The organism is Gardnerella sp. DNF00571G, assembly GCF_049262695.1.
Taxonomy (GTDB): Bacteria; Actinomycetota; Actinomycetes; order Actinomycetales; family Bifidobacteriaceae; genus Bifidobacterium; species Bifidobacterium piotii.
The window spans coordinates 200,163-217,055 of sequence record NZ_CP058396.1 but is presented as its reverse complement, the minus strand read 5'-3'; the positions used below and the strand labels follow the sequence as shown (position 1 = coordinate 217,055).

General features: G+C 44.9%; 12 protein-coding genes, 2 tRNA genes and 1 riboswitch. Of the genes, 3 read left to right on the top strand and 11 right to left on the bottom strand.

Annotated features, from left to right (window positions below; genetic code table 11):
- Nucleotides 1-143: 143 nt before the first annotated feature.
- The 7 genes from HXT30_RS01000 to pgi all read right to left on the bottom strand — a co-directional run bounded on the left by HXT30_RS01000 (nt 144) and on the right by pgi (nt 8,675).
- Nucleotides 144-827 (bottom strand): ribonuclease HII, encoded by a 684-nt coding sequence (locus tag HXT30_RS01000; protein ID WP_016636363.1) that lies wholly within the window; start codon nt 825-827, stop codon nt 144-146.
- Between the two features lie 87 nt (nt 828-914).
- Nucleotides 915-1,868 carry a signal peptidase I gene (lepB, locus tag HXT30_RS00995; RefSeq protein WP_016636362.1) on the bottom strand — a complete coding sequence of 318 codons (954 nt, stop codon included), beginning with the start codon at nt 1,866-1,868 and terminating at the stop codon, nt 915-917.
- 35 nt (nt 1,869-1,903) lie between these two features.
- Entirely contained in the window at nt 1,904-2,272 is a 369-nt protein-coding gene (gene rplS, locus HXT30_RS00990) for a 50S ribosomal protein L19 (protein WP_004127473.1), read from the bottom strand.
- Nucleotides 2,273-2,529: 257 nt separating this feature from the next.
- Nucleotides 2,530-4,062: a nitrate/sulfonate/bicarbonate ABC transporter ATP-binding protein gene (locus HXT30_RS00985; RefSeq protein ID WP_422111616.1), complete on the bottom strand. Its 1,533-nt coding sequence runs from the start codon at nt 4,060-4,062 to the stop codon at nt 2,530-2,532.
- Between the two features lie 138 nt (nt 4,063-4,200).
- Entirely contained in the window at nt 4,201-5,949 is a 1,749-nt protein-coding gene (locus tag HXT30_RS00980) for an ABC transporter permease (RefSeq protein ID WP_422111615.1), read from the bottom strand.
- Nucleotides 5,950-6,055: 106 nt separating this feature from the next.
- Nucleotides 6,056-6,199: a hypothetical protein gene (locus HXT30_RS00975; RefSeq protein ID WP_162861482.1), complete on the bottom strand. Its 144-nt coding sequence runs from the start codon at nt 6,197-6,199 to the stop codon at nt 6,056-6,058.
- Nucleotides 6,200-6,312: 113 nt separating this feature from the next.
- Nucleotides 6,313-6,473: riboswitch (M-box (ykoK) riboswitch) on the bottom strand.
- A 507-nt stretch (nt 6,474-6,980) separates the two neighbouring features.
- Nucleotides 6,981-8,675, bottom strand: coding sequence for a glucose-6-phosphate isomerase (pgi, locus tag HXT30_RS00970; RefSeq protein WP_004131739.1), 1,695 nt, complete (start codon nt 8,673-8,675; stop codon nt 6,981-6,983).
- 335 nt (nt 8,676-9,010) lie between these two features.
- Here pgi and HXT30_RS00965 point away from each other — a divergent pair.
- A tRNA-Thr gene (locus HXT30_RS00965) sits at nt 9,011-9,083 on the top strand.
- A 36-nt stretch (nt 9,084-9,119) separates the two neighbouring features.
- Nucleotides 9,120-9,200, top strand: a tRNA-Leu gene (locus tag HXT30_RS00960).
- A 70-nt stretch (nt 9,201-9,270) separates the two neighbouring features.
- Here the strand turns inward: HXT30_RS00960 and HXT30_RS00955 are convergent.
- From HXT30_RS00955 to HXT30_RS00945, 3 genes are all read right to left on the bottom strand, one after another.
- Complete coding sequence (locus HXT30_RS00955) at nt 9,271-9,954, bottom strand: non-canonical purine NTP pyrophosphatase (RefSeq protein WP_422111614.1); 684 nt, start codon at nt 9,952-9,954, stop codon at nt 9,271-9,273.
- 97 nt (nt 9,955-10,051) lie between these two features.
- On the bottom strand, nt 10,052-10,816 hold the full coding sequence (gene rph / locus HXT30_RS00950; protein ID WP_004112121.1) for a ribonuclease PH: 765 nt from the start codon (nt 10,814-10,816) through the stop codon (nt 10,052-10,054).
- An 85-nt stretch (nt 10,817-10,901) separates the two neighbouring features.
- Entirely contained in the window at nt 10,902-12,971 is a 2,070-nt protein-coding gene (locus tag HXT30_RS00945; protein WP_422111613.1) for an ABC-F family ATP-binding cassette domain-containing protein, read from the bottom strand.
- A 239-nt stretch (nt 12,972-13,210) separates the two neighbouring features.
- On the opposite strand from HXT30_RS00945, the gene HXT30_RS00940 reads away from it, so the two are divergent.
- Entirely contained in the window at nt 13,211-14,365 is a 1,155-nt protein-coding gene (locus HXT30_RS00940; RefSeq protein ID WP_422111612.1) for a quinone-dependent dihydroorotate dehydrogenase, read from the top strand.
- Nucleotides 14,366-14,408: 43 nt separating this feature from the next.
- Here HXT30_RS00940 and HXT30_RS00935 read toward each other — a convergent pair whose 3' ends face one another.
- On the bottom strand, nt 14,409-16,832 hold the full coding sequence (locus HXT30_RS00935; RefSeq protein ID WP_422111611.1) for a transglycosylase domain-containing protein: 2,424 nt from the start codon (nt 16,830-16,832) through the stop codon (nt 14,409-14,411).
- Nucleotides 16,833-16,893: the final 61 nt, after the last annotated feature.

The window sequence follows — 16,893 nt, the reverse complement described above, 5'->3', positions numbered from 1 at the left end:
AATCACTTTTCAAACCCGCAAAATGCACTTTTACAAGCACTCTCTAACACACAGATTCGCTACCTATTACAACACATAAGATTACGCTAAACGCCAGGCATCAACACGCCGAATTGTAGATTGCTAGCTACACAAAATGCGCACTACCCCAAATGCCAACTCAAACGGTGCAAATCGCTAGCGCCGTGCTCAAGAATCGCATCCCTATGCGCTTTAGAACCATAGCCCTTGTTATGCGCCCAATCGTAAACAGCATATTTTGGATTTTGCGCTAAATCAATCATCAACGAATCTCGAGTCACCTTTGCAATAACAGAAGCCGCAGAAACACTAGCACACTTTTGATCTGCCTTAACTAAAGTGTGAACTTTTACAGAAAATTGCATACTAGGCGCATCAAAAGTACCTAAAGCTTTGCCAACGTAATTGAACGGACCGTCCAAAATCGCAGCAATCCGCGCATCTTTAAGGCTAGAGCACATGCGATTTTGAACATCGTTAATTGCATTAATCGCAGCAACACCAAGAGCGTAACTAATACCCCACTCGTCAATTTGACGATTTGTACAAGAGCCAACAGCAAAAGCATTGCACCAATTTTCAATCGGATCCAGCAAACCCTCACGCTTATGCGCATTAAGAAGCTTAGAATCCGCTAAACCTTGCGGAAAACTACCCGATTTAATCTTTTGCGCACTAAAAAGCGCTGCACCAACCATAACAGGACCAGCAAGACTACCGCGGCCAACTTCGTCTAAGCCAATAACCCAGTCAAATCCGCTGCTTATAAGGTTTTGTTCAAAGTCAAAAGATGGAATAATTGCCAAATTTGCCTACTCTTAACTACTTATTTGCACTACTTATTTGCGATATCTACTTACGTTTACTTATGTTTAATTACATCTACTTACGTCTTATTTATTTGCAGATTTGGCTTTTACATCGTCAAAAGCATCGCTGTGGTTTTCAAAAATACCCATACGATTAAGTGGCCAAAAACGCATAAACGCAACGCCTTCAATTTTAGAAATTGGCACTAAACCGTCGTCTCCATCGTTCTTATGATACCTAGAATCCGCGGAATTAGCGCGATTATCTCCAAGAACAAAAACGTGACCTGGCTTAACTTTTACCTTAAACGCAAACGCGCTCGGACTTACACCTGGCCTAATGTAAGCAGATTCAAGAACTGGAACGCCATTAACCAAAATCGGGTCGCCATCTCCCTTGCACTCAACTGTATCTCCAGGAAGACCAATAAGACGCTTAATTAAATCTTTGCCTGCAAGAATGCCACCACTGCTGCTTTCTCCACTTAGCCAATTAGCGGGATCTTCGAAAACAACAATATCACCACGATTTAGCGGAAAAACCCTAGGAGTTAGTTTAGATGTAACAACGTAATCGCCTATATGAATTGTGTCTAGCATAGATCCCGACGGTATAAAATACACGCCAAGAATAAAAATACGCAAAAGAATCACAACAATAATAGGAACAAGATACCAAGCAATAAGCTCTTTCCAAGAAGTTTTGAAAAGCTTTACTGTTCTTGCTTTAGAGCCATTTTGCTCTTGAGAATTTTGACGATTATTTTGCTCCGAATTATTACCACGCAAAGCGTAATTCGTATAATCGCGATTATTCACGCAATTACCAGAAACGTGATTTCCCCTGATTTTGCAATGTTTAGAGTGCATACCAGCCCCAGCACTCTTAGAGCCAAAATTAAAAACGCTCATAACACCAAAGCCAGAAGCAAGATTACGCTTGACTTCTGGCTCGGGTGGAACAGGAGAAGGATTCAAGCCGTGACCTGCTACATTAACAATATGATTATCGCTATTTTGCAAGTCTTCGGAATGCATATTAATCCTTATGTAAATCCTTAACCTAAATAAATTTACTTAGCAGCGCTGTTGTCACGACGCTCGGCAATACGAGCAGCCTTGCCACGCAAAGCGCGCAAGTAGTAAAGCTTAGCGCGACGAACGCGACCACTACGAACCAGCTTAATCGAATCGATAGCTGGAGAATGAAGTGGGAAGCGACGCTCAACACCAGTACCAAAGCTAACCTTACGAACAACAAAAGTCTCGCGAACGCCAGCACCCTTACGAGCAATAACTACGCCAGTAAAAGTCTGAATACGAGTGTTGTTGCCTTCCTGAATCTTAACGTTAACGTCAACAGTATCTCCAGGACGGAAAGCTGGGATTTCTTCGGCAGCCTTAAGATGCTTAGCATCAAATGCTTCTACAGCATTCACCATAATAATTCCTCCATCGCCGCCGCATATCAGCGCAAGTTTTATCAAAGTAAATTGTCTAATTTTAATTTTGACTTTTTAACTTTACTTTGAACAATCTTTCCCAAAAAGTTTGCTCTTTGGGGCTTCCATCCGCCAATCTTCAAAAGCTGGCTAGACTACTAATAAGCAGACTATGCGGCATCCGCTTATTGAAAGCATACGAACATAAATTTATGCTCAATAATGGACATTATTTAGCACTATTTCGCACTATTTTATCACGCAACGCCATTAAGCGGCGCTGTTTCAACAGTACGCGTTAACTCGTCGTCGTCGGCATCGTAGTCAAAAAGCTCACCATAACGACCCCAGCTAATCGCAATATCAAATTGCTGACGAGCCAAAGCGTCCGTATGCTTACTGCGAAGCAAATCCAAAATCAACTCACCGCGAAGCTTGCCGTTGCGGTTTCGGCTCAAAGCCTGGTCAATCGCGTGAACAAGAGGCGCGTGCTCAATCGCAAGTCGCGCAAACACCTGCTTGCTGTGCAAAATGTCGGCATTATGCCACTCTTGACCAGCTTGCGTAATCGTAATATGGCCATTTTCTGCTGTGAGCAAATCAAGCATTGTTCCAGCATCCACAAGCGGGAACAAGTCATCGATTTCAAACGACAAATCCGCAGCCAAATCAGCCAAATCAATGCCATCTGGCTCTTCCGATATAACGTCTAGCAAACCAGCCATGCCTCCTGGCGTTGCATTAGGCAGCAAGCGCACAGCAACTGGCTCTGGCTTTTGCTCGCCCGCATCAGCTTGCTCTTCGTTTTGCTTAGCTTCCACTTCTGCATCGTGATGCTTTTGAATAAGCATATCGGCGATTGCAGCAGCCTCAGTTTCTTCCGCATCCGCTTGCTCCGCAGGCAAAGAGTCGCTAGCAGCACTAGACGAATCGCTAGCAGCCGACGAATCCGCATTTTGCGATTCAAGATCGCTTTCTGGATTCGAGCCAGTCAAAATAGCATAAAGATTATCTACCATCGCCTCAAATTCAGCACTATGCTTGTCTCTTGGTCGAGGCAAATCAACTTGCACGTCTGCAATCAAATGACCTGGATGAGACCCCAAAACTACCACGCGATCCGCCATTTGCACAGCTTCTTCAATATTGTGCGTAACGATTACAACCGACTTAATATCGCGTTCTTCGCTAGACCAAAGCTTAAGCACTTCTTGGCGAAGATTTTCTGCTGTAAGAACGTCGAGAGCCGAGAATGGCTCATCCATAAACAAAGCGTCTGGGCGCAAAACAAGCGCGCGAGCAATGCCTACACGCTGGCGCATACCGCCCGAAAGCTCCTTTGGGTACGCTGTTTCAAAGCCGTCCAAGCCGATTGCATCTATTGCTGCGAGCGCAAGCTCCGTGCGCTTCTCTTTACTAACGCCTCTAGCGCGCAAGCCAAGCTCCACATTGTCTTGAACTGTAAGCCATGGCATAAGAGCAAAGGTTTGGAAGACGATTGCAACTCCTGGGTTTGGACCAGTAAGCTCGCGTCCGCGATATGTAACTGTTCCCTCTGTTGGCTGAATCAAGCCTGCCATTGTTCGCAAGAAGGTTGACTTTCCCGCGCCAGAACGCCCTAGAATTGCAACGATTTCGCCTTCGCGCAGCGTAAACGATATGTCGTGAAGTACGTGCTGAGTAGTGCCACTATCCGAAGTAAAGCTCTGGCTTATGTGCTTTGCGTCAATAATGTCGCTTGTAATTGAAGACTGCGCAGCCTTTTGCGCGGTTCTGTTCAAAGTGTTCATAATTTTGCCAATCTTTTCGTAAAGTTTGTAAGTTTATAAGTTTAATTTTTGAATTTATTGATTTTATTTATATTGATTTAGCGATTAATGGCAACTAACAAGCAACTAATCATCGGTTACTTGCGATTAGCCAATCGTTTAATTCAACACGAATCTTTTTGCGGAGTACCTTTGCAAAGGCGCCCAGAACAGTCGATTACTTAACACAACTATTAAGCTCATAACCGTTACTCCCACAAGCGTTTTTACGGAATCACCAACGGTTGTTGCATTCGTAATATACGCGCCCAAACCTTGAGTTGCCATGTGATTCTTGCCGTATTCAACAATCTCTGCAACAATCGAAGCGTTCCAAGCGCCGCCAGCAGCCGTAATTCCGCCAGTGCACCAAGATCCAAAAATCGCAGGCAAAACAAGAGTCTTCCACTTAAGCACACGATTTAATCTAAAGCTTCTTGTCATCTCTTTTAAATCGTCTGGAATCGCACTAGCGCCTGCAATAACGTTAAACAGAATGTACCATTGCGTGCCAAGAGCCATCAAAATAATACTTCCCCAGCCAAGGTCAATGTGCCAAGCCATAAACCACATCATTGCAAATGGGAACACAAAGTTTGCTGGGAAGCTAGCCAAGATTTGCACAACAGGTTGCATAATGCGAGAAATCTTAGGATTCATGCCAATATACACGCCTACTGGCACCCAAATCAGCGAGCTTACAAAAATCAACACTGCAACGCGCACAAAAGTCAAAGCGCCTAACGCTCCAGCTGTAACAAACTCTTGCAAACCTGTGCGAGTTGCTACAAAGTAAAGCATTTGCGCAGCAGCAGCAATAATTAGAACAATCATTACAACGTTAAAAACTAAATCGCCAAGCTTGCGGGCAGACGCTTTACGAGGCCATTTTGCACCCGTGCGTCCGAATGGGCGCGTAGCTAATTCCAGCCACTCGCGAATAGGCGAAAACAGCTTGCTAATAACTTCGTCGGCATGAGAATGACGAATAAGCGTTAAAATCGCGCTCTTTCGCTCTTCATCGGACGCGCTTTGCGTTATGCGGAATCGCTCTGCCCACGCGGTAAGCGGCTTCCAAAGGAAGAAGTCGATTGCAAGCACAACAATAACCATGGATAAAATGGCCCACCAAATATTTCCAAGCTTGTTTTCTGCAGCAGATTGCGCAACAAAGCTACCAACTCCAGGCAGCGCATAAGTGTGATTGTTTACGGAAATCATCTCGGAAGCAGTAAGGAAGAACCATCCGCCGCCAACGCTCATCATGCAATTCCAAAGCAGCGGAATCATTGCGTTTGGCATATCCAGCACCCAGAATCTCTGCCAATGCGTAAGTTGCAAGCTGCGCACTGCCTCGTCTAACTCCTTTGGCTCACTTAAAAGCGAACGGTGGAATGAGAAAGTCATATTCCAAGCCTGGCTTGTAAAAATCGCAAAAATCGAAGCGGCTTCAACGCCCATCATCGATCCTGGGAAAATCACTAACCAAATCGTTACTGTAGCCGAAAGGAAGCCAAGAATTGGAACGGATTGCAAAATATCTAGCAACGGAATAAGAACCTTGCCAAGCCTACGGCTGCGCGCTGCAAGAGAGCCGTAAATAATCGTAAAAATCAGCGACGCAATAAGCGCAAGCATCATGCGGAACACGGATCTAAGCGTGTAATAAGGCAAATTAATCAGGTCGGTTGAAACCGCAGAAGGTATGCCACTAGGGCCAATTGGTTGGTTAATGCGCTGCAAAAGGAAAGCGCTTACTCCAAAAAGTGCGATTATGCCAACGCACACAATAATATCGGACCAAAAACGAGTGTTTTCGTCTACTTGCGCGCTGGCACTACTTTTTCCAGATGTTGTAAATATTGTCATGATAAGTCCTCTGGTAACGCGTATTTTCTTTGAGAGCCGCTTATCACCACTATTTTGCGTAATACTAATAAGGCTAGTAAGCCTAATCAGCTAAATCACTAAATCACTAAACGCAAGTATTTTGGCGGCGATTGCTGGCTTTTTTATATTCAGGAGGAACGTCCGTACTACTACTAACACTGTCTGAATCGTCACTAACAGCGTTAACAGTATTAGCACTTTGATTACAGCCCGTACTGTCATGTTTCACAGCAATCACCTCCTCTAGCTTGTGCGTGCCAACGCAAAACCGTACTATCGCATCGTCATTGAATCGGACGGCAAGCAAGAAGACACAATGTGATTTACAAATCAAAAGAAATCAACATTAATCTTGTCGTTCAAGCTTCAGCTTCGCAGGGCGATGGCGTTGCATTAGTCGAAGCCTTGAAATCGACAACGACTGTTGACCAACTTGCAGTGTCTCCACTGTGTTGCGGCAGCAACCCGTATCCCCGTGGTAGCCTTACCTACCGACCGTGCTCATTATAAATTATCACCACTCTTAAGTCAACCTATTTTTGAATTGATTTCTCGCGCTACGATTTAAGCGCAAGTAAGGTAGAGATGCGAGATTTTTTGCAGCGGATGAAGCGAACCTCAGCATCTTTGATGGTGATTCGCTGAAGTAGCAAGAAAAATCGAGAATCTCGGTGATGAAAACTACGCAATTGTTCAAGCATGCAAGAGGGCTGGGTGATTCTTGGTCGAACAGTATAAGAGCGGCAGCCGATACCCAATAGCCCAATGACTCACCCTACAAACAAACTTCAACACAAAAACAAAATCAAAGCCAAATCTGAACAACCGCAACAACAAACCACACGTAATAGGCGGAGCGTTGTGAGACAAGAAACACCCAGCCCTCATACAACACCAAGCAGAGAATGTCGTTAGCTCGAAAAGTCAATTCGGAGAGAAAAAGCCTCTTGACGAGTAAATACGCCAAGAGGCTTTAGATCAACAATCAAATAAGATTGCTACTCACTCACTTACTTGCGATGAGCGCGGTAGAAGCGAATCAAGCTCTGCGTAGAAGCATCTTGAGCTGCCAAAGCGCTATCATCCTTAGAGATTGCAGGAGTAATCTGCTTTGCAAGCTGCTTGCCAAGCTCCACACCCCACTGGTCGTAGGAATCCAAGCCCCAAACAGTGCCTTCAACAAAGGTGATGTGCTCGTAGAGAGCAATCAACTCACCCAAGCTAAATGGGGTCAAAGCATCGCCAAAGATGGAAGTGGTTGGACGATTGCCGCTAAATACGCGAGCTGGAACGATCTCCTCTGGAGTGCCTTCAGCGCGAACTTCGTCTGCAGTCTTTCCAAAAGCAAGAGCCTTAGTCTGTGCAAGATAGTTGCCCAAGAAAAGCTCGTGCACATCTTGATCGCCATCTTTAGTAGGATTTGGCGTGTTTACAAAGGCAATAAAATCAGCTGGAATAAGCTGAGTGCCCTGGTGAATCAACTGGTAGAAAGCGTGCTGACCATTGGTGCCTGGTTCGCCCCAGAAGATTTCGCCAGTTTCGCTGGTTACAGGAGTGCCATCCCAGCGAACCGACTTTCCGTTGGATTCCATAGTGAGCTGCTGCAAATACGCTGGGAAGCGATGCAAGTACTGATCGTATGGAAGAACAGCGTGGGAAGCAACCTTGTAGAAGTTGCGGTACCAAACGTTGAGCATACCAAGAAGAACAACAACATTCTTCTCGAATGGAGTCTCAGCAAAGTAGGTATCGATTGCGTGGAAGCCCTTCAAGAATTCCTCAAAGCGCTCTGGTCCCAAAACAACAGCCAAAGAGGTGCCAACAGCGGAATCAACGGAGTAACGGCCGCCAACCCAGTTCCAGAAGCCAAAGGCGTTGGTTGGGTTAATGCCGAACTCTTCAACCTTCTCGAGGTTGGTAGAAACAGCCACAAAGTGCTTTGCAACAGCTTCTGCCTTCTTTGCATCGCTGCCGTCGATGGCGCCGCTCTCCTGAAGCTTGTTAAGCAACCATGTGCGAGCGCTACGAGCGTTAGTCAAAGTTTCCAAAGTGGTGAAAGTCTTGGAAACAATGATGAAAAGCGTGGTTTCTGGATCCAAATCCTTGGTCTTTTCTGCCATATCGTTTGGATCAATGTTAGAAACGTAGCGAGCGCTAATACCAGCGTCTGCGTATGGCTTTAAGGCTTCGTAAACCATGACTGGACCCAAGTCGGAGCCGCCGATACCAATGTTTACAACAGTCTTAATGTTCTTGCCAGTAACGCCCTTCCAAGCGCCAGAACGAACTTCGTTAGCAAAATCGTAAATGCGACCCAAAACCTCGCGAACGTCGGCAACAGTATCTTGGCCGTCTACAATAAACTTGCCAGCGTCTTCGGCTGGGCGGCGCAAAGCAGTGTGCAAAACTGCGCGGTCTTCGGTGTTGTTAATGTGCACGCCAGTGTACATTGCCTTAGTACGCTCGTCGAGCTTTACAGCCTTAGCAAGGTTTGCGAAAAGCTTAAGCGTTTCTGGCTTAATCAAATTCTTAGAAAGATCGAAGTGGAGATCTCCAGCTTCGAAGCTCAACTTATCCACGCGATTTGCATCTTCAGCAAACCACTTCTTCAGGCTCACGCCTTCGGATTGCAACTCATCATAGTGCTTTTGCAATGCAGCCCATTCTGGGGTCTTAACGGCGTCAACTGGTGGATTGATGGCCATTTCTAGGTCCTTTCATCTTTATTAAGTGATGTGATGATTTATAAATGTTTTATATAAATGTTTTAAGTCTAAGCACAATCTTTGGCACACTTAAACACAATGCAAAATCATCATGAATCGTAAGCAAAAATCATAATGTAAACAAGTGTAAAAATGAGCTAAAGCAAGGCGCTTGCATCACATCTTCCAATTGCCAAGATACTCACAAAAGCGGACAGAAATACACTTTGACTAGAACACATGCGAACATTACGGCGCGGCGCACTAGACAAAATCGAAATATTCATATATAGTATTTGATTTGTGCGCGAGTCGCGAATGCTTCTCGGGCAATTGCCACTTTAGCTCAGTCGGTAGAGCGTCTCACTCGTAATGAGAAGGTCGACAGTTCGATTCTGTCAAGTGGCTCTTAAAAACCCATTTTTTGCCTGTTTAGGCGATTTTGCGCGAGTGGCGGAATGGTAGACGCGCAGGATTTAGGTTCCTGTGTCTTACGACGTGTGGGTTCAAGTCCCATCTCGCGCACATTTTGTAGTTTAATCGCAAGCTAAAATCGTGAGTTTATCACCACTACTAATCGCAAATTAAATCACAACTACTCAATAAACATAGCTTTTAATTCAGGCAAAAGTGCCCTCAAAGCGTTGCCGCGATGAGAAATCGCATTCTTTTCTTGTTGACTAAGTTGCGCGCTAGTTAAATCGTGCATTTGAACGCCATCCCTAACGGGCTGATTATTTGGCACAAAAAGCGGATCGTAGCCAAAACCGTTGCAACCTCTAGGCTCACGAATCAAGCGCCCAACCATTTCTCCAACGCGAACAGTCTCAAAACCGTTGTTTTTCCACATAGCGTTTTCCAAATCCGCATCAACGCAGTCTTTAGGAACAGCAAGAGCCGCCGCGCATCTAAATCGCGCCGTTCGGCATTCGTCTGGAATATCCTCAAGCTGCTTAAGCAAAAGCGCGTTATTGGCATTATCGTCTCCATGAACCCCGCTCCAGCGCGCAGAAAGTATGCCTGGAGCCGCGCCCAAAACGTCTACAATCAAGCCAGAATCGTCAGCAACCGCAGGTAATCCAGTTCTTTGCGCAACGTCTCTAGCCTTGATTAGCGCATTTTGCTCAAAAGTCACGCCTGTTTCCACTGGGTCTGGAAGCCCCAAAGAGCCAGCAGTAACAAGCTCAATATGCTCCGATATTTCCGCAAACTCTTCGTTAAGAATCCGCTTAATTTCAACGAGTTTACCCTCATTATGCGTTGCCACAACAAGTTTCACGCTCGCCACTCCTTAGTAATTTATCGAATAAACAGACATAAATTTTATCTAATTTTGAATTTTATTTAATTTTGGCTTAATTTAATTTTGACTTAATTTAATTTTGACTTAAAGCTGCACGCTGAGCCGCTTGAAGCTCGCGATTCCCCTTAGCTGCCAAATCAAGCAAAACGTTAAGCTCATCGCGATTAAACGGGCGATGCTCCGCCGTGCCTTGAATCTCAATAAAATTGCCCGAACCAGTCATAGCAACATTCATATCTGTCATAGCTTGACTATCTTCTACATAAGGCAAATCAAGCATTGGAGTGCCATTAATAACGCCCACGGAAACAGCAGAAACAGAGTCTTTAAGAACGTTTTTAGCGCTGCGAATATGCTTGTGCTTTTCGGCCCAATTTAGCGCGTCTACAAGAGCCACGTATGCACCCGTAATCGAAGCTGTGCGCGTGCCGCCATCTGCTTGAAGAACATCGCAATCGATTTGAATAAGGCACTCGCCCATTGCCTTCATGTCTATAACGCCCCTAAGGCAGCGACCAATAAGACGACTAATCTCGTGCGTGCGGCCGCCGATTTTGCCCTTAACAGACTCGCGATCAGTGCGCTCAGCAGTGGCCCTTGGAAGCATTGAGTACTCGGCTGTAACCCAACCTAAACCAGTGTCTCGCCTCCAGCGAGGAACGCCAATAGTAAAAGTGGCAGTGCACATAACGCGCGTATTTCCGCACTCAATAAGAACGGAGCCTTCTGGCACGTTTGTAAAATTGCGCGTGATTTTTACTGGCCGCAACTCGTCCACATCTCTGCCATCAAAGCGAATAGGTTTTACAGATTCCAACATATCCTTAATTTGAGCCATAATTCAACAATTTAGCACGCGGCATTAACTAGCATGCAGCATTAATCTTGAGCAAAATCGATCTGCAAAACCGTAGACTTTTGTATCAAATTTGCTCGCTAAGCGTAAGCCACTCTTCTTCTAACGCGCTAGACTCGCTTTGGTTCGCTTGTAGCTTCTCGTTAAGCTCTTGCAAGCCAACAAAATCGCTAGGATCGTGGCTTGCCATTTTTTGCTCAATCGCGCTTTTTTCTTCCTCAAGCTTTTCTAGCTTGCGCTCTATTGCCGCAACTCTTCTTGTAGCATCGTAGTACGCTTTTCCGCTTAATTTTGCTTCAGCTTTTTGATTTGACTTTTGATTTGACTTTTGATTTGAATCTAATCCAACACCTTCTGCAGACTCCGACTTTGACTCCGACTTACCCCCAGATTCCGCCGCAAAATCTGCCTTAGACTCTTGCATATTTGCACGCTCATAGTCTTCCATAATCTTTAGATACTCATCAACTCCGCCTGGAAGATGGCGAATTTTCCCGTCAATCAACGCAAATTGCTGATCAGTCACTCGCTCAAGCAAGTATCTATCGTGAGACACAACAATCAAAGTTCCTGGCCAAGTGTCTAGCAAATCTTCCATAACGGCAAGCATGTCTGTATCCAAGTCGTTTCCAGGCTCGTCCATTATCAACACATTTGGCTCGTTTAGAAGAATCAAAAGCAATTGCATACGGCGCTTCTGGCCGCCCGAAAGATCTGCGATTGGCGTCATAAGCTGCTCGGGCTTAAAACCAAGCCTCTCCATAAGCTGACCAGGAGTCACTTCTTTGCCGTCGATTATGTAGCTTGGCTTGTATCGACTTAAAACCTCTTTGACTTTATATTTTCCAAGCTTTTCCAGCTCTTCTAGGCGCTGAGATAGCACGGCAAATTTTACAGTTTTGCCAATATTTACATGACCTTTAGTTGGATGCAAAGAGCCGTCGATTATGCCTAAAAGTGTTGATTTTCCAGCGCCATTGGCTCCAACTATGCCGAATCGGTCTCCAGGTCCTATTAACCACGTTTGATTGTCTAAAATCATGCGGCCGCTAATCGTTTTTTGCAATGCTGCACATGTTTCTTTTAATGGCGATTCTTCTTGCGATAATGACGATTCTTCTTGCGATTCTTGCGATTCTACTTGCGATTCTTCTACAGAAATCGTAACGCTACCATCATGCGTAGGTTGCGAAAATGGCGATTTTACAATATCTGCATCGGCTACAACAGGCTTTGGCGAATCCTCAAAAATTTGCGTAACGTCAATCAAATCAACAACTTGCTTACCAAGACGAGAAGTTGCCATTCTTTTTAGCTCAAGAGTATCTCGCATTGGCGGAACGTCTGCTATAAGCTCGCGAGCTTGCTTAACGTGGAATTTTTGCTTTGTGGAACGAGCGCGAGCACCTCTAGAAAGCCACGCAAGCTCTTTACGAGCCAAATTCCGCCTGCGCTCCTCGCGAACATCTGCCTGGCGTTCGCGCTCAACGCGCTGCATCATATACGCGCTGTAGCCGCCTTCAAACGGGTCGATTGCACCATCGTGAACTTCCCACATAGAAGAGCAAACTTCGTCTAAAAACCATCTATCGTGCGTAACAAGCAAAAGAGCGCCCTGCCCGTCTTGCCACCTATGCAAAAGATGCTCCGCAAGCCAATGAATTGTAAGAACATCAAGATGATTTGTAGGCTCGTCCAAAGCCAAAATATCCCAATCGTGCAGCAGAAGCCTTGCCAAATCCGCGCGCCTGCGCTGCCCTCCAGAAAGCGTACCAACCTTAGCTTCAAGGTTGATTCCGCCCAAAAGAGCCTCCACGATTTCTCGCTGCTTTGAATCTGCAGCCCACTCGTAATCCTGGCGATTTTCTAGCGCAGCCTGGCGAACCGTAGCATTATCGTCTAGCGGATCTCGCTGGCTTAAAATGCCAAATGTTAGGCCATTTCTACGCGTAACTCTTCCCGAATCTGGGCTAATTGCGCCTTGAAGAAGCTTTAAAAGAGTGGATTTTCCATCTCCGTTTTTGCCTACGATTCCTATGCGATCGCCTTCAAAAACGCCTTGAGTTACGTCTTTGAAAATCGTTTTTGTTGCAAATTCAAGGGAAACATGTTCTAGTCCCAAATCATAAGTAGGCATAACTCACAAATATAGCTGTGCTACTATACTATGCGCGCGAACGGTTCTTCCGCACTTTGTTGTTCTAAACAGCGCATTCGACTACAAAAAGCGGAAATAGTTGACGCATTTTGTAGCTCAACACACCAAAATCAACAACAAAAAGCGTCATTTTCTCCCGAATTCGTTGTTCAACACACCGATTAGAACTACAAAACCCGGAAAGTCGCATAATATTGGATGTCGTATAGTATTGAATCATGAGTTACGTATCTGAAAATTCTTTACACAATGCTGTGAATCTTGCTGCAACAGACTTATTTACTTTTAGCTACAAGCACATTATTAAGCCACACTTAGTGTTTAACATTCCGCCAGACGAAGCACACGACCGCATGATTGCATTTTGCAAAACAAGCGAGCGCATTCCTGGATTAATGTGGCTTTTGCGACAAATGCTTGACTACACGGATCCAATTTTACAAACGCAAGTTATGGGAGTGGATTTTGCGAATCCATTTGGCTTAAGCGCAGGACTCGATAAAAACTGCGATTTGTGTACAGTTCTAGATAACGCTGGTTTTGGATTTGAAACAGTTGGCTCCACAACTGCTCGTCCATGTGCAGGAAACGCTAAGCCTTGGTATCATAGGCTTCCGCAATATGATTCACTTCTTGTTCATGCAGGTCTTGCAAACGATGGCAGCGAATTTGTGATTCCTAGAGTAGAAAAAGCGTGGACGAATGCTAAAAGCATGCAAATTTCTGTGAGCATTGCGCGAACTAACGATAATCTTGTTGGTGATTTAGACGAAGGCATTGAAGATTATCGCATATCTATGGAGCGCGCAAGCGGCAAAAGCTCGATGATTGAGGTTAATATTTCTTGCCCAAACACTATGGCTGGCGAGCCTTTTAGCAATCCAGATGCTTTAGATAAGCTTTTTAGTGTTTTAGACAAAGTAAGCAGACCTCAGCCAACTCTTGTAAAAATGCCTTTGAACTTAAAGGGCGGATGGCCTCAATTTAAGTCTTTGCTAGACGTTTTAAGCGAGCATAAGGTTGATGGCGTTAGCATTGCAAACTTGCGCAAGAATCGAGATGGGCTAGACATTCCAGCGGATTGGCAAGGTGGAATCTCAGGGGCTCCAACATTTGCCGCAAGCAACGATCTTATTAAGCGCACTAGAAGCGAGTTCGGGTCTCGCTTTGCAATTGCTGGAATCGGCGGCGTATTTACCGCTGAACAAGCGTATCAAAAGATTAGAAACGGCGCTGACTTAGTTATGTTCGTCTCTTCTCTTATGTACAGAGGCCCTCAACAAATTACAACGCTAAAGCGCGGTCTTGCAAAAATGCTTAGAAAAGACGGCTTTAATAGTGTTAAAGATGCTGTTGGAGTAGACGCGCTCTAGGCGACGAGTCACACTAGTAACAACACACACTAGCGACCACACACTAGCGAGTTCCGCCAGAATACGAGCTGGAGGTATCTCCACTGCTGGCGTTACCAGAATATTGGTCTTGCCTTCCGTCGCCCGTTGCGTAGCGTCCGTTTGTAGCAGCATCTTGTTGCGAGTTTTGATCACCTTGCGAATCCTGAGAGCCTTGCGCACTCTGGTCGCTTTGTGAATCCTGGTTTTGCTCTTGAGCTGCCTGCCTGCGCGCTTCTTCTTCCCTATCGCGCTGCTGTTGCAACTCATACTGCCTGCGCATCTGCTCGCTAGTCAACGGCATTTTTCCGCCAGCCATATACTTTGGATCTGGTTTTCCGTAATCGTTATCCATAGGCGTGTTAGATGCCTTTAGGTACGTATCCATAAACTTTTTCCAAGCAGGCATAGCAATGTAGGTACCATACCATGTGCTGTGGTAGACGCCATTAATGCGCATGTTGTTAAAGCTCTTTTGAACTTCCGCATTTCCAACCGCAATAAACGCAGATACCTTATTTGGCACAAATCCAGCTGTTGACATGTAAAAGTCTTCGTTAGTACCAGTTTTAGTAAACGTTTTTCGTCCACCTTCTAGCTGAGCCATGTGTGCAACACCAGTTGGCTGAACAACGCCTTGATTAATAGCGTATGCTGCCGTTTGAGCAACCTTCTTTGGTATTGCTTGATGGCAATTAGCGCTAGGAACACGCAAACGCTTACCATTCTTGTCTACTACACGCTTAATGGCTATAGGATCGCATTGAACGCCATCAGCTGCGATTGTTGCATAAACATTTGCCATTGTAAGCGGCGAAGCTTGCACAGCACCAATCAGCATAGGAGGATTGAACGAGTTCTTAGAAAACACATCTTCTTGACCCAATGGCGAATTGTGATACCCCAACGTTTTAGCTGCCTCCGCAACAGCGCAAAGCTTAAGCTGGGTTCCCATTGCTGCCTGAATAGTGTTATGAGAATGAACAAGACCCATTAAAGGCGTTTCTGGGCTAACACTACCGCCACCAGAGTTTTGAACAGACCAGCGGCCAATTCCACGATACCTTGCGCAAGAAAAATCAGTGTTGTTATAAAGCATGCTTGTTCTTAGAGGCTGATTAATCGACTTTCCAGCAAGCAACCAAGCAACAATGTTAATTGGCTTCCACGTAGAACCAATCTGCCAGCCTAAGCCGCCGCCGTCTCGCTCATCTACAGCGTAGTTAATCGCAGTGTGCGTAGGGTCTGATTTTGCTGCATCTGTAGCATCGTAAATACGGTTGCTTCCAAATCCAAGCACTTCTCCAGTTCCAGGTTTAATAGCAGCAATCGAAACTTCAAAACCGCTTGGATCGTGTATTGGAACAGTAGCCCTAGCTGTATCCATTGCAGAAGAGTTTGCAAGAATATCCATTGTTGTGTAAATGTCTAATCCGCCTTCGTTAAGAAGCTTTTGACGCGCAACAGTGGTTTTACCAAACTCGCGAGAATTCAATATTTTCTTAGTAACATAATCGCAAAAGAATGCAGCGTCTCCAGCAGCTTGGCATCCAACGTTTGCAACTTCGTGCTGAATATTAAGTGTATCTTTAATTGGAATTTTTACAGCATCATCATGTTCTTTTTGGGTTATAAAATTCTGCCTAAGCATTAAATCAAGAACAATATTCCTCTGCTTTTGAGATTCTGGCCAATTTTCTTCTATAGAAGGGTCATACCTAGAAGGATTTTTTGTAATCGCTGCAATCGTTGCAGACTGAACAAGATTAAGCTTTGATGCCGTAGTATTAAAGTAGCGTTTTGCAGCAGTTTCTACACCATAAAGGTTATTACTACCGAATTGCGCAACGTTTAAGTAACCCTGTAAAATCTCTAGCTTTGAGTATTTTTTCTCCATTTGAATTGCGATTAGCATTTCTCGCAATTTTCTAGCAACAGTACTTTCTGCAGCATGATATTCCGATATAGGATCGTTATCTTCCCTAGCTTTAATCATAAGAACGTTTTTAACGTACTGCTGCGTTAAGGAAGAACCACCTTGCATATCTGACTTTTTAATAAACGTTTGCACAAACGCACGCATAACGCCTTGAACATCTACGCCAGAATGTTCAAAGAATCGTCGATCTTCTCGAGCAACCATTGCTTGTTGCATATATTGCGATATTCGCCTAAGCGGCACAACAGTGCGGTTTTGAGCATAAAAAGTGGCAATAACAGTTTTGCCATCGGAAGCGTATAATCGCGATTTTTGCGGCAATGCAGTAACGTCAAAATCAATGCCATCTACCCTAAGAGAAGGCACAACAGACTTAACAACGCTGTTTATGCTCATTACCCCTGGAACAAATAGAATACTAGAAGCTACACCACCTGCAACACACAAAGTGATGTACGTAAGAAACAGTGCGAGTACTCTACGAGTTGTTAGGGATTTCTTTTTAGGCATGCGTACTATTCTAGAGGCTTGCCTCTACGTTGCGGCACGCAAAAATCGCAATTTATAAGAT

Coding starts and splice junctions, on each gene's coding strand:
- HXT30_RS00980 (WP_422111615.1), bottom strand. CDS start 5,949: ATGACAATATTTACAACATCTGGAAAAAGTAGTGCCAGCGCGCAAGTA.
- HXT30_RS00985 (WP_422111616.1), bottom strand. CDS start 4,062: ATGAACACTTTGAACAGAACCGCGCAAAAGGCTGCGCAGTCTTCAATT.
- pgi (WP_004131739.1), bottom strand. CDS start 8,675: ATGGCCATCAATCCACCAGTTGACGCCGTTAAGACCCCAGAATGGGCT.
- rph (WP_004112121.1), bottom strand. CDS start 10,816: ATGGCTCAAATTAAGGATATGTTGGAATCTGTAAAACCTATTCGCTTT.
- HXT30_RS00940 (WP_422111612.1), top strand. CDS start 13,211: ATGAGTTACGTATCTGAAAATTCTTTACACAATGCTGTGAATCTTGCT.
- HXT30_RS00945 (WP_422111613.1), bottom strand. CDS start 12,971: ATGCCTACTTATGATTTGGGACTAGAACATGTTTCCCTTGAATTTGCA.
- rplS (WP_004127473.1), bottom strand. CDS start 2,272: ATGGTGAATGCTGTAGAAGCATTTGATGCTAAGCATCTTAAGGCTGCC.
- lepB (WP_016636362.1), bottom strand. CDS start 1,868: ATGCATTCCGAAGACTTGCAAAATAGCGATAATCATATTGTTAATGTA.
- HXT30_RS00935 (WP_422111611.1), bottom strand. CDS start 16,832: ATGCCTAAAAAGAAATCCCTAACAACTCGTAGAGTACTCGCACTGTTT.